At 42.7% G+C, this 24,883-nt stretch carries 20 protein-coding genes; 18 read left to right on the top strand and 2 right to left on the bottom strand.

Annotated features, from left to right (window positions below; genetic code table 11):
- Positions 1-666 precede the first annotated feature (666 nt).
- From FFM80_RS11040 to FFM80_RS11025, 4 genes are all read left to right on the top strand, one after another.
- The gene (locus tag FFM80_RS11040) at positions 667-1,161 is read left to right on the top strand and encodes a GNAT family N-acetyltransferase (protein WP_137640844.1); all 495 of its coding nucleotides are present in this window, start codon (positions 667-669) and stop codon (positions 1,159-1,161) included.
- A 150-nt stretch (positions 1,162-1,311) separates the two neighbouring features.
- A complete protein-coding gene (locus FFM80_RS11035; protein ID WP_137640843.1) occupies positions 1,312-2,097 on the top strand; it encodes an AzlC family ABC transporter permease in 786 nt (261 codons plus the stop codon).
- Between the two features lie 20 nt (positions 2,098-2,117).
- Positions 2,118-2,468, top strand: a complete 351-nt coding sequence (locus FFM80_RS11030) for an AzlD domain-containing protein (protein ID WP_137640842.1) — start codon at positions 2,118-2,120, stop codon at positions 2,466-2,468.
- 84 nt (positions 2,469-2,552) lie between these two features.
- Entirely contained in the window at positions 2,553-3,269 is a 717-nt protein-coding gene (locus tag FFM80_RS11025) for a sulfite exporter TauE/SafE family protein (protein WP_137640841.1), read from the top strand.
- A gap of 256 nt (positions 3,270-3,525) precedes the next feature.
- Here the strand turns inward: FFM80_RS11025 and FFM80_RS11020 are convergent, their stop codons facing one another.
- Positions 3,526-4,719 (bottom strand): SAM-dependent methyltransferase, encoded by a 1,194-nt coding sequence (locus tag FFM80_RS11020; protein ID WP_137640840.1) that lies wholly within the window; start codon positions 4,717-4,719, stop codon positions 3,526-3,528.
- 268 nt (positions 4,720-4,987) lie between these two features.
- On the opposite strand from FFM80_RS11020, the gene FFM80_RS11015 reads away from it, so the two are divergent.
- From FFM80_RS11015 to FFM80_RS10985, 8 genes are all read left to right on the top strand, one after another.
- A complete protein-coding gene (locus FFM80_RS11015) occupies positions 4,988-5,944 on the top strand; it encodes a hypothetical protein (protein ID WP_137640839.1) in 957 nt (318 codons plus the stop codon).
- 400 nt (positions 5,945-6,344) lie between these two features.
- Positions 6,345-7,499: an ROK family protein gene (locus FFM80_RS11010; RefSeq protein ID WP_137640838.1), complete on the top strand. Its 1,155-nt coding sequence runs from the start codon at positions 6,345-6,347 to the stop codon at positions 7,497-7,499.
- A 670-nt stretch (positions 7,500-8,169) separates the two neighbouring features.
- Positions 8,170-9,243 carry an AI-2E family transporter gene (locus FFM80_RS11005; protein WP_171001090.1) on the top strand — a complete coding sequence of 358 codons (1,074 nt, stop codon included), beginning with the start codon at positions 8,170-8,172 and terminating at the stop codon, positions 9,241-9,243.
- Positions 9,244-9,318: 75 nt separating this feature from the next.
- The gene (locus FFM80_RS11000) at positions 9,319-10,011 is read left to right on the top strand and encodes a 2,3-diphosphoglycerate-dependent phosphoglycerate mutase (protein ID WP_137616185.1); all 693 of its coding nucleotides are present in this window, start codon (positions 9,319-9,321) and stop codon (positions 10,009-10,011) included.
- A gap of 201 nt (positions 10,012-10,212) precedes the next feature.
- Positions 10,213-10,428 carry a hypothetical protein gene (locus FFM80_RS10995; protein WP_137640836.1) on the top strand — a complete coding sequence of 72 codons (216 nt, stop codon included), beginning with the start codon at positions 10,213-10,215 and terminating at the stop codon, positions 10,426-10,428.
- A gap of 129 nt (positions 10,429-10,557) precedes the next feature.
- Positions 10,558-10,803, top strand: a complete 246-nt coding sequence (locus tag FFM80_RS10990; protein WP_137633866.1) for a hypothetical protein — start codon at positions 10,558-10,560, stop codon at positions 10,801-10,803.
- An 838-nt stretch (positions 10,804-11,641) separates the two neighbouring features.
- Positions 11,642-11,752: a DUF3781 domain-containing protein gene (locus FFM80_RS14820; RefSeq protein ID WP_223877345.1), complete on the top strand. Its 111-nt coding sequence runs from the start codon at positions 11,642-11,644 to the stop codon at positions 11,750-11,752.
- 205 nt (positions 11,753-11,957) lie between these two features.
- Entirely contained in the window at positions 11,958-13,367 is a 1,410-nt protein-coding gene (locus tag FFM80_RS10985; protein ID WP_137640835.1) for a hypothetical protein, read from the top strand.
- 573 nt (positions 13,368-13,940) lie between these two features.
- Here the strand turns inward: FFM80_RS10985 and FFM80_RS10980 are convergent.
- Positions 13,941-14,225, bottom strand: coding sequence for a hypothetical protein (locus FFM80_RS10980; RefSeq protein WP_137640834.1), 285 nt, complete (start codon positions 14,223-14,225; stop codon positions 13,941-13,943).
- A gap of 326 nt (positions 14,226-14,551) precedes the next feature.
- Here FFM80_RS10980 and FFM80_RS10975 point away from each other — a divergent pair, with 326 nt between their 5' ends.
- The 6 genes from FFM80_RS10975 (at position 14,552) to FFM80_RS10950 (ending at position 24,795) form a co-directional block, all read left to right on the top strand.
- A complete protein-coding gene (locus tag FFM80_RS10975; protein ID WP_137640833.1) occupies positions 14,552-14,872 on the top strand; it encodes a hypothetical protein in 321 nt (106 codons plus the stop codon).
- Positions 14,873-15,266: 394 nt separating this feature from the next.
- On the top strand, positions 15,267-17,804 hold the full coding sequence (locus tag FFM80_RS10970) for an AAA family ATPase (RefSeq protein WP_137640832.1): 2,538 nt from the start codon (positions 15,267-15,269) through the stop codon (positions 17,802-17,804).
- A 288-nt stretch (positions 17,805-18,092) separates the two neighbouring features.
- On the top strand, positions 18,093-19,943 hold the full coding sequence (locus FFM80_RS10965; RefSeq protein ID WP_137640831.1) for a GIY-YIG nuclease family protein: 1,851 nt from the start codon (positions 18,093-18,095) through the stop codon (positions 19,941-19,943).
- A 288-nt stretch (positions 19,944-20,231) separates the two neighbouring features.
- Entirely contained in the window at positions 20,232-20,564 is a 333-nt protein-coding gene (locus tag FFM80_RS10960; RefSeq protein WP_137640830.1) for a hypothetical protein, read from the top strand.
- A 380-nt stretch (positions 20,565-20,944) separates the two neighbouring features.
- Positions 20,945-23,347, top strand: coding sequence for a phosphoenolpyruvate synthase (gene ppsA / locus FFM80_RS10955; protein ID WP_137640829.1), 2,403 nt, complete (start codon positions 20,945-20,947; stop codon positions 23,345-23,347).
- Between the two features lie 683 nt (positions 23,348-24,030).
- Positions 24,031-24,795, top strand: a complete 765-nt coding sequence (locus tag FFM80_RS10950; protein ID WP_137640828.1) for a WxL domain-containing protein — start codon at positions 24,031-24,033, stop codon at positions 24,793-24,795.
- Positions 24,796-24,883 lie beyond the last annotated feature (88 nt).

Below are 24,883 nucleotides of genomic sequence, written 5' to 3'. Positions count from 1 at the left end.
TGCCACTCTGGTTGGGCCAGCATCGGCTGGAACGTGGTGGCCGCGGTTATGAGCCACAGGGCGGTCTCATAAGCCGGGCTTTATCTAAGGCGGAAAATCACCGTCTAAGATAAACGACACCACTGAGCCAATTCTGACCCGCCCGGCGTTAATTAACCGGTTACTAATAGAGAATTCGTATTAGTCAATAGAGCGTTATTTAAAATGTGCGTTGGTGCCAGTTCACTAACATGTTTGTAGTGGGTTAGACTGGTTGCTAGGACATGATTTTCGGGACGAAACGGCTGTACATGATGACCTAGGTTTGCTTTCCGTTGATCTAATTGGTCTTGACCCTAACCACTAACTAGCCAATTGGTCGATTAATTAGCGCAGGGTGGGCTGGATGATGCTCAGTGGTGTCGTTTGACTTAGAGCGGGTGACTTTCCCGGTCTTAGTCAAAGCCCGGCTTGGAAGACCGCCCTTAAGGCTTCCAAACGTGGCCACCACGTTCCAGCATCGAGCCAGACCACCCGGAGCGGCAAGTTAATGATCAGTCATCACAACGATAGACAGACTTAAATAGTGATATAAACTGATTGAAAAAGGAATATCATCTAACTGCATAAAAATGTATAATGGAATTAGGTCGAAAATGTAAGAGCTTTCGAAAGGATGTTGATAACATGGATGTGACGCTACGAACGGCGACCATGTCAGACTTACCATTGATTGTGGATATTTATAACCAAACGATTCCGAGCCATCAAGTGACGGCGGATCTCAAACCAGTGACGGTGGATCAGCGGCGGCCGTGGTTCTTAGCTCACTCAGCCAATCATTACCCGCTATGGGTTGTCCAAGCTGATGACCAAGTTGTCGGCTGGATGAGCTTTTCGCCATTTTATGGTCGGGCTGCCTATGCTAAGACAGCAGAGATTTCAATTTATTTGGATCGAAGTGTTCAAGGTCAAGGCGTGGGGAGTCAGGTCTTGACATTGATTCCGACTCAGATGACCACGGTCGGCTTAACAACGTTAGTGGCCTATATCTTTTCCAGTAATTTGCCGAGTATCAAGTTATTTAAGAAGTTTGGCTTTGAACAATGGGGCTTCTTGCCAGCGGTCGCTGAATTAGATCAACGCCCGAATGATTTAGTAATCTTGGGGAGACATTTTTAGTGGCACCGGACTTAGGGAAACGATTACATATGGGCTTAAACCGAACAATATCGGTGAAAAGGTAGGATTGCAGCTTGAAACATGTTAAAATTAAACCCGAATGTCTAAGCAAATAGACATCACACAATGTTGCTAGAATTCTTTACTGGTATGGTACTGGAGGCATTCTTGGTGAAAAAGAACGAGCCAAATTGGTTAGCGGTGTTACGGACAGTAATGCCACTTGGGCTTAGCTATATCCCCATTGGTTTAGCTTGTGGGGTCTTATTGCATGCAGCCGGGTTCAACCATCTACTGACAGCGTTAATTTCAGTGTTGGTCTTTTCCGGTGGTGCCCAATTTTTGATTGCATCGATGTTAACTATCAATGCACCAATGACGACAATTATTTTGATGATGTTTTTCCTAGAACTACGGTATGCGCTGTTAGGGTCGAGTTTATCACGTTACCTTAAGGGCCAGCCGTTACCGTTCATTTTTGCGTTCGCTTTTTCGATGAATGATGAAAATTACGCGGTTAACTATTTGAAGTTTGCAACGGATAAACATTGGAAACCCACGCAAGCACTATTGGTTGAACACTATTCCTTACTTTTCTGGACTGTCAGCAATATTATCGGCAGTTTGATTGGGAGTGCGTTGACCATCAACTTGAGTGTGGTTGATTTTGCTTTGACGGCGCTATTTATTTATATGGCAGTTATGCAAACAAAGAGTCGTTTAACAATTTTAGTCTGTGCGTTATCAGGCGTCTTAACGATTTTCTTCTTGGTCTTGATGAAGAGTACGTTAGGCTTAGTAGTGGCAACGTTGATCGCATCGTTGACTGGCTACTTTATCGAGCGCCATTTATTAGCACGTAAGCCGGAAAGTCATCTGTTATATAAGGTTCACGATCCAACTAGCCAAACGGCGATGGAAGAATCTGACAAGTAGGGCACCGAGGAGTTTTGATTATGCAATCAGTTAGTTCAATGACTAGTATGGACCATTTTTGGTTGATTATCTTTTGTGCAATCGTGGCGTTTATTCCACGTTTTTTTCCGTTGCTATTCTTCACGAAGCGGCAAATTCCGGAATGGTTTAACGAATGGATGCGTTTTGTCCCTGTATCGCTATTTACAGCGCTAGTGGTCAAGAGTGTCTTCGTTGATAGTAAGTACAACATTATGACTTCCGGTAATTTAGGCCTGATTATTTCATCGATTTTAGTGGGTATCGTCGCTTATCGCACGCGCTCAATGACGTTGTCGGTGGTGATTGGCTTAGGTGCAGTTATGATATTTGTGCTAGTACTGCATATTTAACGATTAAGCTTATGAAGACTGGGAAACCGGTCTTTTTTTGTAGGGTGAACACATTCTGCCAATAGACTAAGGGGGCGCCCAAAAATGTCACAATTGCTAATCATTTTGCCAGCTATTCTAGCTGGTCTGGTCCAAGGCTTAACCGGTTTTGGCGCTGCAATCATCATGATGATTTTTCTCCCAGCGTTGCTTCCCATCGATCAAAGTGCGGGGGTGGCGGGTTTAATTATGGCAGCCAGTGTCATCATGTTGGTTGGGCGCTATCATCAAGCCATAAAGCTCAAACGTATCATCATACCGTTTATCGTCTATGCCAGTGTGGCTGCCTGGTCGGTTCATTTGGGCCAAGTCTTGGATCTGCAATTATTACGGTTATTGCTGGGAGGCTTATTAGTCGGCTTGGCAATCTATTTTACGCTATCCAAACAAGCAGGAACGCAACGGTATCCGTTTTATATTGCCGGTAGCTTTATGATTATTTCTGGCTTCTTCAATGGCTTATTCGGAATTGGTGGCCCGTTGATGGCGTTATATTTCTTATCACTATCAGAGTCAACTGCCGACTATACGGCTAATATGCAGACCTTTTTCTTAATCGATATCATTTACATCACTAGTATTCGAGTCGCTAGTGGCATTTTAACGGTTGCCGTGATTCCAGTGATCCTAATCGGTATGTTAGGCGCGTTCATTGGCACCGCGATTGCGGCCCGGTTGTTAACCCACATGAATATCCAACTAGTTCGGCGCGGTATTTACGCATTTATTGGGATCAGTGGCCTATATTATTTGTTGTTTTAGAAGGAAAGTGCGGTCAAGCGTACTACAGTGAAATTAATTAGCGTAGGGGGGACTGGATGACGCTCAGTGGTGAAATTTCTCTTGAGCGAGTGGGTTACTCGGTCTAGAGAAAGCCCGGCTTATGAGACCGCATTTTTGGCTCATAAACGTGGCCACCACGTTCCAGCGTCAAATCCAGTCCCCCCGGAGCGGAAAAAACGATAATACAAAAAAATTGCGCCTAGTCAGCTGACTAAGCGCAATTTTTGATTAAGCTTTAAGCATTAACGGTGTTGTCATCATACATATATTCCCGTGTCATTGGTAAGTTCCGTGAAGAAGGTCCCTTTGAGACAAGGTATTGCATGACGTCGATGTTACCAGATTCAAATGAAGCGGCACAAGCTTGGAGATATAAGTCCCACATCCGCGTAAAGCGGGTGCCCATCTTATCTTCGATGGCTTCGCGTGCAGCATTGAAGTTGACGTCCCAGAGTTCGGTCGTCTTTTGGTAATGCCGACGTAAGGTTTCAACATCATCGACTTGTAAGCCACAGTCAACGATGTGTTGTAAGTTTTCGGTCATCCCAGGAACGTAGCCACCGGGGAAGATGTACTTGTCTAACCAACCATTAGTAGCACCGCCTTGTTGCCGGGTAATCCCATGCAATAAAGCCACGCCTTCTGGTTTCAAATAATGGTTAACGCGTTCGAAGTACATCTTCAAGTTGGCTTTCCCAACGTGTTCAAACATCCCAACACTGGTGATGTAGTCGTAAGTTTCGTCGCCAAGTTCACGGTAGTCTTCCAACCGAACTTCAGCAACGTCACTTAAGCCTTCGTCTTCGATCCGCTTAGCAACCAAGTTGTATTGTTCTTGGGATAAGGTGATCCCAACTACTTTTAAGCCGTATTCCTTGGCGGCTGTCAACATCAAGGTTCCCCAGCCACAACCGATATCTAGCAAGGTCTTGCCAGGTTCAGGGTTCAACTTTTGAATGATGTGGTGAACTTTGTTGATTTGCGCTTGTTCCAAAGTGTCATCTTCATTTTGGAAGTAGGCACAAGAGTAAGTCAGCGTTGGGTCTAACCACATTTCATAGAAGTCGTTACCCACATCGTAATGACTCTGAATGTCTTTTTGGCTCTTCTTTTCAGAATGGGATTGTTTGGGCATGAACTTCTTGAATTTAGAGACGTTGAAGAAGCTTTCAGCAGATTCATAGGCTGAGCGAATCAACTTTTGAATACTGCCATCGATTTCAATCTTACCATCCATGTAAGCTTCGCCAAGCGCAATTGACGCATTTCTGGTAACATCGTGCATGGGAATGGCTTCTTTAAAGGTAATTGTTACATCGGGAGTACCATCGCCACCGTAGTTTTCGCTAGTGCCATCCCAATAGTTAACCTGGATTGGAATATTGAAAGAGTGGCTTAACAAGCTGCGATAAAAAGTCTTTTCTAGCATTACAATAAGGATCCTTTCTCGATTAAAAATACAGAATATATTATACGCCAATGAAAATGGGAATGTAAGCACTTGGTTCTAAGACATTTGTGTGCAAACGGTTAACTAAATGGTGGGTCGCGGTTCGTCATTTAATAATTTATTAAATTTCAAGATATTCGAGAAACTGATAGAAGTTCGAGGAGATTCAACCTTAAAAAATCGGCATAACAATGTATAATAGGCTTAGGTTCTAATTTATGGAAACCAACTAATGGGGGTGTCATTTTTGAAAAAGTGGATGTGGGTGATTGTCGCAGCAGTCATTGTGATTGGTGTCAGCGGTTATACCTATTCAAAGCACCGCGAACAGACGACTGCGTATACAACAGCGATGCGTTATGGTAAAGAAGCCATTCAAGATAAAAATTACACACAAGCAGAATCGTTCTTCAGTCGGGCGTCACGGACGAAAGCCAACGATGCGGCCGCACAACGTTATTTAGAACAGACTCAAACGTATGTTGACGGTGCCAATGCCATCAAAGAACGGCAGTTTTCAGATGCGAAGACGAGCTTTACCACCGTCTCCAAGACGAAAAACGGGTCCAGCGTGCTAGTCACCCGGGCGAAGACCGAATTGAAGCTGATTAAGAAGATCTTGAAAAAACGGCAGACCTATGCGAGTGAGTATCAAAAAGCGTTGGAATTAAATCAATCCAATGAATTTACGGATTCTAATGGTGTGTTAACCGTGCTTTTCCAAAGTAAGACCTTTAGTCAGTCTTATTATAAGGATATTTACAAAAAGGCCCATGCTTTACGGAAGCAAAATAACGCAGCTTTGAAATCCTTGACGGGTTCGACGCCAGTGATTGCTAATGGGAGTTCGCAAAGTAGTCAGTCAACGACGGATGACGAGAGTAGCCAATCAGACAATGATCGTTCAACGGGTAGCAGTACGGCCAAGAGTAAAGCTAATAGCAGTAGCTCTGGCTTGACCAGTGCAGAACAAAGTGCGGCTAAAAATTATTCTGGTAGCAATGAATACACCGTGACGAGCTCACAGCAGGCCGTCAATGGTTCAGCCGTGACTAGCAGCCAAATCAAGTCAACGCGTTCTGAATTGAAGGAAGCTGGCATCGATGCAGATGCATTAAGCGACCAAGACGTTCGAACCGTGCTACAGACGGCGGCTAGCGAGCATACATCACCAGTTCAAGCAGCAAAAAAATTATTTAAATAATTTAAAATTGGCCGCCGGTATGGTAGTTGACTTTACAATCATCGAGAAAACGCTTAATTTTAAGTGTGAATCGGTGATTTTTTTATAAAAACTGTTATAAATAGATGAGTAAGAGTGAATAAATTCATTTCTTGCGTGTAGCGGAACAAAATGGGGGCAGTCAGAATTTGTATCGCGAATTGGGGCATTTTTTAAGCCGTCAAATGTCAAAACGGGTATAAATATGACTATTTTGTGTACTATTTCAGTTTGATGCTTTAGAATATTAACAGACTAGGGGGTTAAGGTGAACGTAAGTCTTATTGGATGCATGGCAGCGCCAGAAGGACTTTTGAGTAACACGAACTTCGGCATTTAAAAGGCTATTCAATAAAACTTAAGTGGACACCGAAATGTAAGTATGATTATTAATAAACATGTCATGCGCAGTACCAACGAGAAACAGGTTCTTCAGCAAGTTATCAATGAAGGTCCGATCAGTCGTAGTCAAATCTCACGGAACTTAAGTTTGAATAAGGTGACGGTTTCTGATATCTACAATCAGCTTTTGCGGGCGCAGTACATCAAGGAAATTGGTTGCGGTGTTAGCACCAAGAATGGTGGTCGTAAACCAGTCATGGCTGAATTAAACGTTAACTATGGCTTTGTGGCTAGCATCGATTTGTCAGAGACGGCGGTCAAATTAATGTATTCACGTTTCAACGGCAAGATTCTGCATTTCCAAAGCTTTAAGACAACGGATATGACGTTGACTGATGTGATTGATTTGATTGAGGATCAATTGCGTAACGTTGACGATTATGGCACGGTCCACGGCTTGATGGGGGTCGCAATTGCCTTGGACGGTATCATTTATGAAAATAAGATTTTAAAGACGCCAATTAAATGTTTAGCACATTTTGACTTGGCAAAATATTTGCGTGATAAACTGCGGATACCAGTTATGCTCGAGAAGAAAGCCAACTTAACGGCGGTCTTTGAACGCGACTTCCACGACAATGAGATCTTCGATAATGTGGTCTCCGTGGTCGTTCGTGACGAGATTCATGCCGGAATTGTGGCGGATTCACGGTTGTACTCCGGGCATGAAGGTGAAGCCGGTGAAGTTGGGACGGCTTTACTGGAAGACCGGAAGCTCGAAAATCATATGGAATCGGCCAACGACTATGCATCCGAAAAGTCACTTTGGGCGAAGTTAAAGGCAATTAAGCATGTCGATCGCTTAGATTTAACGGCGGTTAAGCATGATTATATCAACCACAATCCTGAAGTAACGCAAGTCTTTGATGACTTCGTTTACTACTTGTCAAAAGTCGTTGCGAACGTGTCAACGGCCTTTGCACCGGATGTGGTTGTCTTGAACACCAGCGTGCTAGAAATCTTGCCACAACTGTTGACGGATATCCGCAACATGACGGCTAAGATGTCCTCGCCAAGCCGGCAAGTACCAATCATTGCTACTAAGAACGTGCAGTCAGCGGCCTTGTTAGGTGGCGCTTCGGAAATCATTCATCAAGCCTTGGGTCTTGAAAGCTTGAAGATGCATTTTTCTTAAATAGTTAAAGTATGAAAACTAACGTGTCGGTAACTTTGGGTTGACCTTAGTTACCGACACGTTTTTTATTGTGTTATCGATTGTCGTCTCCACTGTCCAGAAATTTAACGCGGTGGGGCGGACCTGACAGCCGAAGTACGGTCAGTCAGGCGCCTTTAAGCCTAGAACCCAAGTCTTAAAGGTCGGCCCAGCCACTAAGCCGGGGAAATCACCGGCTAACTGGCTCGCCACGGCGTTAATTTCTGGCCAGTTCCGACTGGGCTAGCTATTAGTTGGATGAGCTGGGCACGGACAATAAGGGTTAGTTTTGAAATTATCTTAGTCTTCAAAACTGTTTATCTGACGGTTATTGGTAGAGCTGGGTATTTTAAAAATTAACCGTCTAGCTAAAAATACATCGTTAAGATAACGCCGGGCGGGTCAGAATTGGCTCAGTGGTGTCGTTTGACTTAGTCGGTGACCTTCCGGCTAAGTCAAAGCCCGGCTTTTGAGACCGCCCCGTGGCTCAAAAACGCGACCACCACGTTCCAGCCGATTCTGACCCAACCAGAGTGGCAAGCTTTCATGAAAATAAACCCATAGAAAGTTGAAATAAGCATCACAGTTTCATATTTTTTTAAACCGTTTTCAGTTACAATGAAAGGGAGCGTTTTAAAGGGAGTTGAATGTTTTGGAACTTTGGTCACACTTTGTTCATAACGTCCGGTTGCGGCGGGCCAGCGTATTGGCGTTAATTGTGGTGATTTTGTATTTGGCATCTAGCATGATGAGTATCATTTTATTAACGTTTATTTTCACCTTTTTGGTGACGCGATTGGTGCGCTGGATTCAAAAGCACGTGCCAGTACCGAGTGCGTTGATTGTGATAGCGGTGTATGCGTTAGTGGTGCTGGGGATGTACTTTGCGGTGACGGCCTATTTGCCGCAGTTGATTAAGCAGACGTTAATGACGTTTCAATCCGTCTACGAGTTCTATCAAAATCCCTCGAATGATACGAATGAATTGTTACGCTGGGTGTCGTCGTATTTTCAGGAATCCGATATCATTAAGCAAGTGAAAACGGGCATTTCAGTGGTGTTTAAGTACATTACTAATATTGGTAATATGGGCGTCACCTTCTTCTTGTCATTGGTTTTGAGTTTCTTCTTTACCGTTGAAGACCGCCAGATGCATCGGTTTTCACAACGCTTTTTAACGAGTACCTTTGGTTGGTTCTTCCAGGATGTTTACTTTTTTGCGAAGAAGTTTGTGAATAGCTTTGGCGTGGTCCTAGAAGCCCAGTTTATGATTGCGATTGTGAACACTGTGATTACACTGATCTTTATGGCGTTTTTACGTATGCCACAGCTGATCAGTTTGGGCTTGATGATCTTTCTATTGAGCCTGATTCCGGTGGCGGGGGTGATTATTTCATTGATTCCGCTAAGTCTGATTGCTTATTCAGTCGGTGGGTTGAAGTATGTGGTTTATATGGTGGTCATGATTGCGGTCGTACATCTGCTGGAAGCATACGTGTTGAATCCGAAGTTTATGGCGAGCCGGACAGAAATTCCCGTCTTTTACACTTTTGTTGTTTTATTAGTCAGTGAACGGCTCTTTGGTGTTTGGGGGTTGATCGTCGGAGTACCGATTTTTAACTTCATTTTAGACATTATCGGTGTGAAACCGGTTCACGGATTAAAACCGCAATTACATTTGAAAAAAAGTTTAAATTCACATCATGATTCTGCAAATAAACCCTGATAATATTTTGATTTTTCAGCGTTTCAGTGTAAAATGAATGAAGTAAATAATAAATGAAAGAGGTCATTAACTGCTATGGCAAAATTAGTATTGATTCGTCACGGTCAAAGTGAATGGAACCTGTCAAACCAATTTACGGGTTGGGTTGACGTTGATTTAAGTGAAAAGGGTGTTGAAGAAGCCAAGGCTGCTGGTAAGAAAGTTGCCGAAGCCGGCTTGAAGTTCGATTACGCCTTCACTTCAGTTTTGACTCGTGCCATCAAGACATTGCACTATGTTTTGGAAGAATCTGACCAACTTTGGATTCCTGAAACCAAGACTTGGCGCTTAAACGAACGTCATTATGGCGCTTTACAAGGTTTGAACAAGAAGGAAACCGCTGAAAAATACGGTGACGACCAAGTTCATATCTGGCGTCGTTCATACGACGTTTTACCTCCATTATTGAGTGCTGATGATGAAGGTTCAGCTGTTAACGATCGTCGTTATGCTGACTTAGACCCTAACATCGTCCCTGGTGGCGAAAACTTGAAGGTTACCTTGGAACGGGTTATGCCTTTCTGGGAAGACCAAATTGCACCTAAGTTGCTTGATGGCAAGAATGTCATCATCGCAGCCCATGGTAACTCATTACGTGCCTTAAGCAAGTACATCGAAAACATCTCTGATGATGATATCATGAACTTGGAAATGGCTACTGGTGAACCAGTTGTTTATGACTTCGACGAAAAGTTGAACGTTTTAGGCAAAGAAAAGTTAGGCAAATAATCAGCTGATTATTTACTAGATTTTCAAGAAGCGCCCGCTTAGTGGGGGGCGCTTTTTTATGGCTTTAAAACTGGCTAAGTTGAGATAACTTAGGATTAGATTGGCAATTAATGACAACAAACGGCCGCTAGTGGACGCTAAATGGACACTGCCACTTTCAAGTTAGTTGATGCATTTTCTAAAAATCAAGGGGGACTTTGCATGTATGATGAAGCAGAATTAATAGAAGCCAAACGGCAAATTGATTCAACCTTGCATAAGATTCGTGAAGTTGTGAAGACTTTTGAAGCTAAAGAAAATCCATCACGGTATAAGTCGCAATTGACTTTAGCCAAACGCCGACTGAAAGCTTTTGGCATTGCGAATCAGTTAATTGAAGATAAGTTGGCTGAGTTGAAGTCAGATAGTGGTTACTAGCCATTAAGATTTAGCGAATTGTGAGTGGCGTGAAAAAGCTCCCCGTAATTCCCGTGGCACCTATATAGATGTAAAGCATAAGATTTGATTGGTTAAGACGAAGAGAAATTGATAGGGGTATTTGAATACATGAGTGAAACAGCAGCAAACGAAGTCACACAACGCGAAATGATCCGGATTATTGGGTTGTTTCGTAAGAATGGTTTTAAGGGCGAATACGTGAGTTTCCAACACGTCGTTGACGAAGGAGCTAGTTACTTCGTTGTGATGTCAGATGAAAACAACGGGACGCAAGGCTTGTTTAAAGCCGACTTGTTGGCTGGGACGATTGAATTCCAATATATGTTGGATGAAAATCATGAAGTAGCTAAGTAAATAGATGAATTTGAGAGGGATGGCTGTGGCTGTCTCTTTTTTGGTACATATATAGTATTTAAAAGCTGGTATACTAAAAAGTAAACTTAGTATTTAAAACAGTAGTTAATATTGTAGAGCTTGAAAGAGAATTACGGAGCTGTGGCTAGTATTGCAGAGCTCAAAAGAGAATTATGGAGCTGTGGCTAGTATTGCAGAGCTCAAAAGAGAATTATGGAGCTGTAGCTAGTATTGTAGAGCTTGAAAGAGAATTACGGAGCTGTAGCTAGTATTGTAGAGCTTGAAAGAGAATTACGGAGCTGTGGCTAGTACTGTAGAGCTTGAAAGAGAATTACGGAGCTGTAGCTAGTATTGTAGAGCTCAAATGATGATTTAGAATCAAAAATTGGAGAAGACTGGAAACAATTAAACTTTATTGAACAGGCAGCTGTGGGGCTCGCGTATGAGCATGGAACAGTCCGTACGCGTGAATTGTCGGCAGCTGTAGATAATTATAGTCTGAGTTCGGTTAGAAATGCACTAAAACATTTAACTGTAATGGGAATTTTGGAGAGAGTTGCAGGAGCACCGACGTCACCTAATCAATACTATCGTCTAATTAAATGATGGTTATTGAAATAAGAAAAATCAATTTTTAGTTTGAATTGTGTTGTGTCAGCAATTTTAGTGTTAATCAAGACAAAGCTGGAAAAATAATTATCAATTAAATTAGGGCGGCTCTGAATCTGGGGCGGCTCTTTTTAGGACAAATATTATCAGTAGTAACTAGAAAAGTATTTAGGAAAGGAAAATAAAATTGACAGACGAAAATGTAAATCTAATTACTCAGGGACACTTAGTGCAAATTAAAAAACATGTTTGTTATACCAAGTTGGTGTATCAGCGGGTGAACAAAAAATTGGCTGTTAAGTTGTCAAAGGCAGAGATAGAGTCACTAGTCATTTTGTAAGAGGACCGATATCTGGTATCGGTCCCTTTTTAGTTGAGCTTAAATGATGAATTTATTGTTCCCTGAATATTTAAGAAAAAATATTTTCGGCTGTAACTAATGATGTGTAGCGTATAAATCATTAACCCATCTATAAACGTGCGTTCCCCTTTCGCAATATCCGTGATACACTTAAATAAATTAGTTGAGCGGAGGGGAATATGGGGTGAAAAAGATGACTTATCAACTTGATAAAAAGAGTGATCAAGCTGAACGTTTTGACTATCAAGACCAGGCACGAGAAGCTAAGCAGGCGTTAATTGAGCGTTATTGCAAGCGCCATGTGTCAACGGCTGCACCTGCAACACCAAAACCAGTAGTGGCTACTAAAGAGAAGCCAGATGCTAAGTTAAAACAAGAAAATCGACGTTTAAAACGGCAATTAAACAAGCTTAAACAATCGAAACAGGACCAAGATCAGGCGCATGCATTGCGGCAACAATTACACCAAATGAAGCATCAATTGCAAGCAACGCAAGCGAACTTGCAACAAACCAAAGCTCAGGTTGTACAGCTTCAACAGAGTCGTGACCAAGTATTGGTAGATCAGCAGAATCTTCGACACCGATTAACACAGACTGAAACTTATATTAACGGGGCTAGTGATTGGCTCACGTATAGTTTGATTATTGCAGCTCAAGCTGAGAAAAAAATGACCGAAGCGCGGCGGCAAGCAACCCTTAATCAGGAACAACGACCGATTACGGCTAAAGAAAAAGAGAAACTTAAGCAGCATCATGATTTTAAACACCAAGTGATGGGATTGAATACTGCCCTTCAAAGAGCGCATGAACGGACCGCAATGTTGTTAAAAGAAAACATACAGTTGCGACGTCAGCCTAAGAATCAGTCGCAGTTAACAACGTTGCCGTTAGTAGATCAGGTGATGCGTGAGCTAACGGTTGACCGGATAGGGACTGTTAAGTGGTTACCGAGTGCTTATCAGCAGTATCGGAAGATTCTGTTAGAAGACGTGATGGTGAATGATGGTAACCGAATTTTTGGTTATTTGGTTAAGCACCGGGGCGGTTATTATTTTCAAGTAGTTAATGGTCAGGCTTATCAACAGTATCGATGTGTTGGCCCGGCTAAGAAACGGCTATCGGAGAACGTTGTTTATGCGGGGAAAATTGATGGTAATCGGGTTTTGGTTACGACGGTCTTTCGTGATGTTACACCTAGCCAATTACGACTGCAGCATGAGGTACAGCTACACCGACGCCATGCGCGTAAGGATTACCGAAGTTTATTGCCGGCGGATGCCGTGGCTAAGTTGACTGGGAAAAAGGTGCTGGTGGTTACTTGGCAACGGACACAGCGACTCAATCAGATGTTCCGCTCGTTTGGAATCGATCCGATAATCGTGAATGATCAAGAACGCAGTATTTCATGGATCACGACTACTGCATTATCCAAGCAAATTGACTATACGTTACTGCTGAGTGAAGGGGTGTCGCACAGCTTGTTAGCGACGGTTGGTAAAGCGCAGCTCAAGGCGCGTCATGACCTTGATTTAGTTTACAATGAATCGCCTGAGGAGCTTTTACGCCGGTGTTACCGCTTCTTCAGCCGATGATTTTAATCCTAGTGAAAAATGAAAGGGTTACTTGAATGAGTTAACAATTACGCTTGGTGCTAGTAGGCTTAAACTGTCACTCTGGTTGGGTCAGAATCGGCTGGAACGTGGTGGCCGCGTTTGAAAGCTAATTCTGGCCCACCCGGTGTTAACTAACGGGGATTAAAAAGTTAACGATTGATTATTTTAAGTTCAGTTATTCAACCGGTAGGCGGTAAGTCCAACCAGCAGGCGTTGACTTTAGATTAGCGCCGAATACTTATGATATTTTAAAAACGTACCGTCAAGCCGTAGTAATCTGAGGCTTGACGGTACGTTTTGAGTAATTGTGCTTAAAATGGGACAACTTCAGCGCCATGAAGAGGTCAGCTATTAGTGTTTAGGGACCCCACAGAAGCCGTCGCAGGCACATTTGCGTTCTGAAATCATTGGACAACGGCAGATGCCATCGCTACTGGCGCAACCACAGCCAGGCGCACAGGTCATGCCGGCATGACAAAATGGATTGTCATCCTTTTTAGTCTCGTTCTTTTTAATATTTTCGGTCATTATGATCGCCTCGGATTAAGTGGATTAACAACTTTGTAAGTTGTCCGTGCTGATGACTTTAAATCGGTCATCAAGTTGTTGAGTTAGCTGAACTTGTTCGGGCTCAGTTAATTGGTTACGTTCACTACCGACAGTGGGGCGAGTCAGCACCTGTTGATATAGCGCGGCTTTAGCCCGTGCCGGATCATCAGTCTTGGCGGTTGCTGCGGTGTCGAGTCCCGTCGTGGTATCGATATACGCGGCGCCGTTATTCACAATAAAGCCAGCCGCGAAATAATCTTGGTGATTAACAAGAAAATATTCAGTCATGCTAAGACCCCTCTTAGGTAAAAGATTTAGGACATACCTGTATTATACTAGCTATAGGCCGTAAAACAACCGTAGTCGTCACTTTACCCATCGCCGAAGGGGTCGAAGCGCATCGATGGCAACGTACTGGTTAACCTGGTAATTAAAACTAAATCGTCCGTTTAGTTGAAATCGTGTTAATATGAGATTAATGATAGCGCTTTCTTAAATGGCATTGATGCGACTATCCTAAAGCTTTCAAAACAGCGACAAGTTGTTGAGATTGGTCGCGGTTAGAAAAGCTGTTTTTTGCCAATGTCTAGCTCAATTTTGAGGAGGGGTTAATGATGTCACCGGATTTTCCAAAGGCCGTCAAGGTTTGGATGGCTGCGAACTTGTTAGCTATCGAATTTGATAATGGTCAGACTCGATATATGCGAACTCATTATATGGATAATTATGTGTCGGCGTGGTCGCCTAAGCGGGGGAAGGGCAACCGGCTTAACTTGCTAATGGCACCGACTTGGGCGTGGTTTGGCTCAAATGCACGGGTTGAACCGAATGGCGCAGTGATTCTTTTTGATAAAGATGTCTACACGCCGCAAGAACTTTGGGAAAATAGTCAGGAACAGATTAATCTCGTCTCAGGTATTAAAGGTAAGTCGTAAGTGGTAACTTAATCCAACGCATCAAACGTGAAATACCCACTTATAAAGGTTTAATTATGGTCATAATGAATTTTGACTTTTAAACGGTGTCCAGTCATGGTATGATTAGACGCGTAGGCGTACCCATGGTCGGGTATGCTCGAAAATCCTGATAATTTACGTTATGAGGTAATCGGGTCTTTGGGTTGTAAAATCCAAAGGCTCTTTTTTTGTGATTAAAGCTATGGTGGATTAGTGGCCTTGATGATGAAATGACCAACTTTTGTAAATAAATTTCGTTATTCCTATTGACTGTAACCAAACGGGACAGTTTATGATTAAAGCTGAGTCCAATGTAGGTTTGTTTTCAAAATAATCTGGATTAGGTTAGGATTGAGATTAAAGGTGGCTAATTATGGTAACGAATGAAAAGCAGATTGAACATATTAGTGTACGGGGCGGTAACGTCCATAATTTAAAAAATATTAATGTTGATATTCCCCTAAATCGCTTTGTGGCTATTTCAGGGCCTTCGGGATCAGGTAAGAGCTCGTTAGCGATGGGCATTTTGTATGCGGAAGGGTCGCGGCGCTATCTAGAGGCACTCTCAACCTATACACGGCGGCGTATTGGTCAAAGCAAACGTTCGCAAGTCCAAGAAGTCAAGCATATTCCGTCCGCGATTGCTTTACGTCAACGGCCGAGTGTCCCGTCTGAACGGTCAACCGTCGGATCGATGAGTGAATTGTTCAACGTGGTCCGATTGATTTTTTCACGGTTGGGCTCAATGGTTTGTCCCAACGGGCATCGACTGGCGCCTAGTCTCAAAGTGGCGCAGTCGATGGACCTTCCCGGTGGCGCCGATAGCAAGATGGGGTATGTGACGTGTCCAGAATGCGGCGTTGAATTTATGGCGAAGTCTGCGGAAGACTTTGCCTTCAATTCTGGTGGCGCTTGTCCAGAATGTCATGGGACCGGGAAAGTTCGGGAATTAGATGAAGCCAAATTAATTGGCGATGAGAATTTGAGCCTGGCTGAAGGGGTCGTAGCGTCATGGCATTTACCTGGTCGGAACTTTATGCCGACTGTGGCAGAAACCCTGGGCGTGCGCATCAATGTTCCTTATAAAGACTTAACTGATCATGAAAAAGACATTGTGTTGAATGGCGCGAAGAAACAATATCCGGTCGACTTTCGGACGTCAACGGGGCGGGTCTTCCATACCGATAAAACGTTGTATGAAAATGCCCATGCGGCGGTCTATGATTCACTTAAAACGGTTAAAAGTGAACGCGCAATTAATAAGGTGAACCAATTCTTCCACTTTTCAGTTTGCCCAACTTGTCATGGGACACGCTTGAATCCGGAATTATTAACGCAATTAGTTGGCGGTAAGAACATTGCCGAAGTCGCGGATCTCACGCTGGGAACTTTAGCTGATTGGCAAGCTGAAGCCCAACAAGACTTGCCACAAGAAATGACGGCGATGGCGACCATTCTATTTAAAAACTTAACGGATACGTTGCGGCCACTGCTGGAACTAGGGCTGGACTACTTAACGTTAGCACGCAATGGGAATACGTTGTCTACCGGTGAATTACAACGACTCCAACTTGCCAAGACGATTCGAACGGAGACGACTGGCGTGTTGTATGTTTTGGATGAACCGTCGATTGGGCTACATCCAGATAACGTCAAAGGCTTGATTCGTATCTTTAGAGAGCTGATTGCCCAAGGAAATTCGTTAGTGGTCGTTGATCATGAAGTCGATATCATTGAAGCGGCTGATTGGGTGATTGAGATTGGTCCCGGTTCCGGCGATGCTGGTGGAAAGGTGATCGCTGAAGGTACGCCGCAATCGTTAGTCGGTAATCCAAAATCGTTGATTGGCCCGTATATCTCAGGTCAAGCGTCGATTATGCATGCTAAGGTGCCGACTGCTAAAAAAGCGAGTGAGTTGACGACCGAATTCGAAGTGCAAGATTACTTTAATTTACACGACGTGGCTGTTTCGATTCCGGGTAATGAAATTACAGCGGTCACTGGCTTTTCCGGTGCTGGGAAGACGAGTCTAATCTTAGATAGTCTAGTGCCCGCGATCAAAGCGGTTAATGAAAAGGCAGCGTTGCCCAAACAAGTGAAGCGGCTTAAAACCCATCTAACCGATGTCGTGTCTGTCGATGCGAAGCCCATCGGTAAAAATACGCGGTCAACAATTGCGACTTACACGACAATTATGGATAATTTACGGCGATTATTTGCGAGTTTGCCAGCTGCCAAAGCTAAAAAATACGGTCTTGCTTATTTTTCGTACAATAATAAGCAAGGGGCCTGTGAGCAATGTGGTGGGCTCGGCACGATTACACTGGATATTCAATATTTACCAGATATGGAAGAAGTCTGTCCATACTGCCATGGCACGCGCTACAAGGATGAGATTCAGCAGATTCGCTGGCATGGCTATAACATTGTCGATTTGTTGAATTTATCCGTCCGTGATGCCTTAGCTGTTTTTGAAGCCGTCCCTAAGATTGAGAAACAGTTACAATTGTTGGATGAGATGGGTCTAGGCTATTTGCATTTAGGCGAAAGCACGCCGAGTTTGTCGGGCGGTGAAGCCCAACGGTTAAAGCTGATGAGTCATTTGAATAAGCGTCAAAACAAAACACTGTTTATTTTTGATGAACCTTCTGTGGGCTTGCATCCTCAAGATGTCCAAACATTGCTGGGCGTGATTAATAGTTTGAAGGCGAAAGGCGCCACAATTATTATCATCACCCATGATCTAGACTTGATGACCAATGCCGATTATTTAATTGACTTGGGACCTAAAGGCGGTCAGGCTGGGGGTCGATTAATGGCTAGTGGTGAACCTAAGCAGTTGATTAAAACGGCTAAAAGTTTGACGTTGGATTACTTGAAAGCCCATTTCCAGAAGTTTGAGTTAGCATAGAGTGGCTAATAAAATAAGGACCAGTGACCCAATAGTGGTTGCTGGTCCTTATTTTATGCTCCAAGTTTGTTTTTAGAGCGAACGTACACAGAATTTGGTAAAACTGCCTTTAATAACCTAACTGGATTCTTGCAACCTGGGATGCAGGAGATATTGTAGCGATAAAACAATCGGACCTGATTCGATAGTCACTAAATTTGATATTGCTTACTATAAAAATCATTTGATATACTTTTAATAGACAGCTCTAGAGGAGAGGTCATCAAATAAAGGGTAAGGGGCAAAAAAATGGGATTTGTTTTTGTGATTGTATTTATGGGGGTTGTTTTCTGGGTTGCGCGAGATGGTAAGAAGAGACAACAGCAGAAAGAGCAACAAGAATTAGAGCAAGAGCACCAAGCACAACTGGAACAGGCGCGACAAGAGCAGATCAAGCAAGAAGAAAATCGTCTTAGACAATTAGAAGTAGAAAGATTGGAGAAAAAGCGTCAGATAAGGATCTTACGGGAACAAAAGATTGCGGAACAAGCTCAACGCGAACGACAGTCAGATGAACTTTCTGAAAAGGAGGAGCATCATTCGCAACTTCATTTTGATTTTCACTTCAATTATTTTTATGAAGAAAGGTTCAAGTCTCTAATTGTCATATTTAATAAACAAAATGATTGGCAAAATTATGAACGGTTTATTGATGATTCAAGTGATTATTCTAAACGTGTCTATGAATATCTGAGAGATAATCAAGGAAAAATGGAAACACATCTTGAATTATCGAATGAGGTTGGCTTGTATTTAATGCCAGTCTATGGGGAGAGCAAAGATATAGATCGTATTTCAAAAGAGATATTGGCAAATGAAGAGTCAATGGTCAAAGAATCTATTTTACATCTAGATAGTAAAGGACAATTGGTCGGTGGCACAATTGCACAGATATTAAAATCTAAAGAACAGAATGTGCCGTCTAAAGAGATGGGCGAGCTTCAACTACTGATGCAAAAGATTAATTATTTTGTTCAAGGGAACATGATAATAGCATATTTTAAAACTGAGGCTATTTCAAATCAAACAATTGGGACAATAACTGATAGTTATCAACAAGCAGTTCATTTTTGCCGGTTGATGCAGATGTTAAAACAGAAAATCGAAGAAAGAAAGCAGATTGATAAACCATTACGCTTCTTACTAACACTTGGTTATTCGGCCGATGATGAGACAGCTAGTGCAATTGTTAATGCGTTAATGAATGATGAAAAATCAAAATTAGATAAGAGTCTAGTGATGCTTGATGAGCAAGGACAGTTTATTGGTGGAGCCTTGGTTCATAATATTCCAGAATCAGTGCTACTGAGTACGCGTGACGGTCATACCGGAAAGAAAGTGTTATCTGAGTTAACGTCAGTTACTGATTCTGGTCAGCAAAACAAAGCGAACGACAATTATAATGTTTATGAATGGTACATTAAAGAAACAGGTGAGATTTTTTATGTAGGCATTGGAATCGATGGAAAATCGATGATGGATAAAAATGATTTGTTTTTACAAGTAAAAGATAAGTATCCATCTGATTACCGTTACGTTGAGCAGCATTTAACTAAATCGATGGCTCATGAATTAAAGAATATGACAATGAGGGCAGTTTTAAGTGCGGATAATGTTTTGACAAATATTCAAGTTCCAATGGGTTACATTGGTGGGCTAAGTTCTGCGGCGGAAAAGACAGATATTGGTGCGCGAAAGTTTAATTATTTGGAGACACCCCAAATTGTTGGAAACGTTGTTGAAGAACATTACGGATTACTTGATAAGGCTGAGACTTATGATGACGTAGATATGATCTCCTTGAAAAAAACAGTCGTTCCAACGTACTCTTTGAATTTAATGAAGCCACTTTATTTTAAGGATGGATCTGGTAATGTAGATGATTTGATCAATAGGATTAAGGTAGAAATTCAAGAACGAATAGATGCCAAAATTTATAAGTCAATTGCTAAATCTGCAAATTCCGTCATCATAACAAATGATCCAATGCCTAGACGGGTGAAAGAGCTTCATGATAAAGGGTACAAAGTGTTTCATATGATAGATGTTATTAAATTCTTGAATATCGATTTAGAGAAAAAGGCTGTTGATACTGAATGAGTAATATTTTCTGCTGATATTGATGTTTAATTATGTTACCAAGACCTGGTGAAAAAGCTGCTATGGATTTGTTAAATGCAATGTGTGATGTAGTCTCTTAAAAGAGAGTTTTTGCTATCTCTTTTTGAGTTATCGTGTATGTAAATGAGTCATGATTTTTGAAACTAGCATTTTGCGAAATGCTTGAATTGTCTTTAGTGGCTAGTAAAAGCCGTCGGACTTTTTAAGAACCCGCCGGCAGTGTGCTATGATACTTAAGAAGTCAAAATTTAGGATGGTAAGATAAAGATGTCAGAAGTAAAGAAGCAGTTAGCCGCATTGTCAATGTACGAACGGGCGATTTTAATGTTCTGTTTGCACGCCTATTTTAGTAGCGGCAACTATACGAATAAGCTACCATTGGGTGAGATGTTACCAGACGTGGCCGCCATCTTTGATGTGAATCCGAGTGTTAACATCTTTGCCAAGTTGACAACGTTACAGATAAGCACACCTAATGATGCGCAAACATTGGTTAACGTTTTTGAATCGATGACTTACGAAAAGACGGGACAACAATTAGTGACGGTGTTAAATAAGCAAGCGGATTTAAAGACCTTGCTAAAAGCCGTTGACGACTAGCGACGTTAATCACTTTTCATAACAAAAATGGCTAATTTTCAATTGCAATTAATGGGGCCAGTCAATGACAACAAAGTGGTAATTTAAACGAGAAGGGATAGTTAAAGCTATCTCTTTTTTTGTTGGATTGCCGCCGTTGAACTGCTGGCTTCTGGATGATACCGGCAATTATCGATAATAAAGTGTCCTTGTAAACACCAGCTAAAGCGCTGTCGTCGTTCTACGAGGCTTTAGAATAATTTAAACAAAAAGTGTGAAATCGGCTTTACACTTTGTGCATCGGTGAACTACAATGAAGTTGTAAATGAAAACGCTTTCACTTTTTGGAACAGCTTAACTTGACCTGAAGTTGATGTTAACAGTTACAGGGAGGTAATATCATGAGTAGTCGCGATACAGCAAATGTTTTATGGTTTAAGGATTTACATCGTGAAGATGTTAATTTAGTTGGTGGGAAGTCATCATCGTTAGGGGAAATGACGTCTTCAATGAAGGTGCCGGTTCCTTATGGCTTTGCCACTACTGCGCGGGCTTACCGTTACTTTATGAAAGCTACGGGCTTAAACGATAAAGTTAATGCCTTACTAAAAGGCATTAAGGACTACGAAGATTCAGATGAACTACATACCACTTGCGAACAGATTCGTAACTTGATCGTTGGGGCGACCATGCCAACGGATCTTGCAAATGATATTCAAAAAGCTTATGTGGACTTAGCCGATAAGATGGGACAGTCCAATCCATTCGTTGCCATTCGGTCTTCAGCCACGGCGGAAGATTTACCGAACGCTTCGTTTGCTGGTCAACAGGAATCTTATCTCAATATTAAGGGCGCCGCGGACGTCGTTAACCGGGTGCAACAGTGTTATTCATCGCTGTTTACGGATCGCGCAACGTACTATCGTCATAAGCAACAGTTCCCTTATGAGAAAGTCGCGTTATCGGCCGCAGTTCAAATGATGGTCTTCTCCAAGGCATCGGGGATTATGTTCTCCGTTAACGTTGCTAATGGGGATGACACCAAGATTGTGATCGATGGCATTCGTGGTTTAGGCGAATACATCGTTTTAGGGAAAGTCACCCCGAACCACTTTGTGATCGACAAGGGCTCGATGCAAATTGTTGAACGCAATATTGTGAAACAACCGGTTGAATTGATGCGGGTTGCTAATGGTGGGACGAAAGAACAAGCGGTTCCCGCTGAATTACAAGAAAAGCCGGTCTTGACCGATAGCCAAGTGTTAGAGTTAGCCGGTTACGCTAAAGAAATCGAAAAACATTATGGCTGTTACATGGATATGGAATATGCCTTGGATGTGAACACGAACCGGCTTTGGATCGTGCAAGCACGGCCAGAAACCGTTTGGTCACAGCGTAATAAAGATAAGACCAGCACAACTGGAGATGATAACGTGGTCGCTGAAGCAGATGCAAAAGTGGTTGTTCGTGGTTTACCAGCTAGTCCTGGTTTAGCCAGTGGCGTGGTTCATGTCATTGATAACCCCAAGGATATCGATCAATTCAAGAAAGGTGAAGTCTTAGTCACCTTAATGACGTCACCGGACTGGGTACCAGCAATGAAGAAAGCGGCTGCCATTGTCACCAATAATGGTGGGATGACGTGTCACGCGGCCATCGTTTCACGGGAAATGCAGATTCCATGTATCGTTGGGACGGAAAGCCGGCATGTCGCTGCGACAGAAGTTTTGAAGACTGGCGATGTGGTGACGGTCGATGCGAAGAATGGGGTTGTCTATCAAGGCAAGGTTGAAAGCCTCTTGAAGAAGAGCGCCCCAGCAACCGCTGCGGCTGGTCAAGTTGTCGCGGCTGAAACCTTTGCACCAACGGCTACTGGCGTGATGATGAACTTAGGCGATCCTGAGTTAGCGGAAAAGTATTCGACTTTGCCGGCTGATGGGATTGGGTTAATGCGTGAAGAATTCCTTTGGACCACATACATTCACGAACATCCACTCTACTTGATCGAACAAGGCCATCCTGAAAAAGTCGTTAATATGTTGGCTGAAGGCATCTCGAAGGTTGCCCGGGCCATGGCACCACGGCCAGTCGTCTTACGGTTGTCAGACTTTAAGTCGAGTGAATACCGGAAGCTTAAAGGCGGCGAAAAGTATGAACCGCACGAATCCGCGGACTTATTAGGTTGGCGGGGAGCTTCCCGTTACTACGATCCGAAGTATATTAATGCGTTCAAGCTCGAATTGGGCGCCGTTAAGAAGGTTCGCAACGAATACGGCTTGAAGAACTTGAACGTCATGATTCCATTTGTACGGACGGTCGCTGAAGCACAACGGGTCACCGACATTATGGCCGGTGAAGGCTTAGTTCGGAATGCCGACTTCAAAGTTTACATGATGGCCGAAATTCCATCAAATATCATTTTAGCCGACAAGTTCAACCAGTTCATCGATGGGTACTCAATTGGGTCTAACGACTTGACGATGCTACTCTTGGGCTGTGATCGGAATAATGATCAAGTTGCCAGTCTCTTTGACGAACGGAACTTAGCCGTTAAACGGGCAATTCGCCACTTGATCAAGACTGCGCATAAAGATGGCAAGACGGTCTCAATCTGTGGGCAAGCACCATCTGAATTCCCTGACTTCACGAACTTCTTGATTCAAAGCGGGATTGATTATGTTTCGGTTAACCCAGACATGGTCAAAGCTACAAAACGTAACGTCGCGCACTTTGAACAACGGATTATGTTGGACAAGGCGACGGGCCGCGGACTGCAAGATCCGACTGACTATGATTGGGAATAAACGGGTTAAATAACTTTTGATAGATACAGTAATTGAATAAGAAGCAGTCTACTAGGATTTGATTAGGTAAATCTTAGTAGACTGCTTTTTTGTTTAGAAGCAGCGCCTACTTGGTGTGACTGCTATCATTGGACCAGAATTGGCTGGAAGGTGATGGCTGTATATATTAAAAAGCGAACCCAAGTAAGTCAAACGACACCACTGAGTTAATGCTGGCACCCGGCGACTTGACCTAGCACTAACTATATAAGCACATATACGATTTTTGATTAGTAATTTCAACTGACTAACGAATAAATAAAAATGGCTAAATTTGTCCAAAATGGTCGAATAAATAATAATTTAATAAAATAAGTTATAAACAAATTCTTTATAATCGTTGATATTAAAGGGATAATAGCGTGAAATCTAATTAATGATAATTATTATAATTTGATAACGTTACTCATTGGCAGTTAGTAAATTCGTTATTCTTACATAATGATAATTATAAATATAAAAATCATGCTACAATGAGTGTCGTAAATGGTTGACATAGGCAACAGAATAAGACTGGTAGCAATTATGGACGACTATTTTATGGATGCTGTAAGGCAATGTCACTAGTAGCGGTTCGCCTATTTACTTAACTGGCAACATTGCCGAAAAATTTGGGGATTTAAAGCAAAGGAGTGTTTTGTATCATGAATAAAAGAGTAAGCAGTTTAGTGTTAGTCGGGGCATTAGCTTTGGGGAGCGTTTTACCATTAACGGCGAATGCTGAAGCAGTAACCGAAACGAGTGGTAAAACTACTAGTGACGTGGAATTTTTACCACCAGAAAATGTTATTAATCCAGTTGATCCAACAGATCCCGGTAAGACAGTAACTGACCCTGATGGTGCCAAAGATCCCGGTGGTGCGACTGTCGATCCAACTGGGCCATTATCTTTCTTATACGTCTCACCATCGATTGATTTCGGGCATCAAAAAGCGGTCTCAAGCAACACCCAGAATATTAGCAATGCGGACACGCCAGGCCAAATTACAGTTGCCTCGCAAAAGTTCAATGGCACCGATCCTAATACGAACCTGGTCACCGAAGTTTCAGATACTCGTGGGACTAGTGTTGGCTGGAACGTCCAAGTCAGCAGCACGCCGTTAACACTAGAGGGTGCCACCGATGTTTTGAAAGGCGCTACGATTAACTTAGGTGCGAATGATACCGCCAAGAATATCGTCAATAACTCGGGCGATGCAACCGGGATTGATGGTCAAGATGCGGCGTTATCGACTGAAAATGGTAATGCTGCCACAATTTACACCGCTGCCAAAGATGCTGGGGCTGGTCAGACGGCCTTCCAGCTTTCACCAGATAACATTACCATGACTGGGATTGAAGCTAACGCCAAAGCCGGGACCTATAAAGGAACTTTGACTTGGACTTTAAATGACACACCAGTTGAATAAATCATTTCGCGAAAAAAGGTGATCATCGCTAAAATGAGCGCCTTTTTCGCGCTACATAGTAAAAATAAGTTGTTCAAGGGGGAGTTCA

Origin of the sequence: Lactiplantibacillus dongliensis, from assembly GCF_005405105.1 — a bacterium.
GTDB classification, from domain to species: domain Bacteria; phylum Bacillota; class Bacilli; order Lactobacillales; family Lactobacillaceae; genus Lactiplantibacillus; species Lactiplantibacillus dongliensis.
The sequence above is the reverse complement of the archived record's forward strand: the minus strand, read 5'-3'. Positions and strand labels throughout refer to the sequence as shown.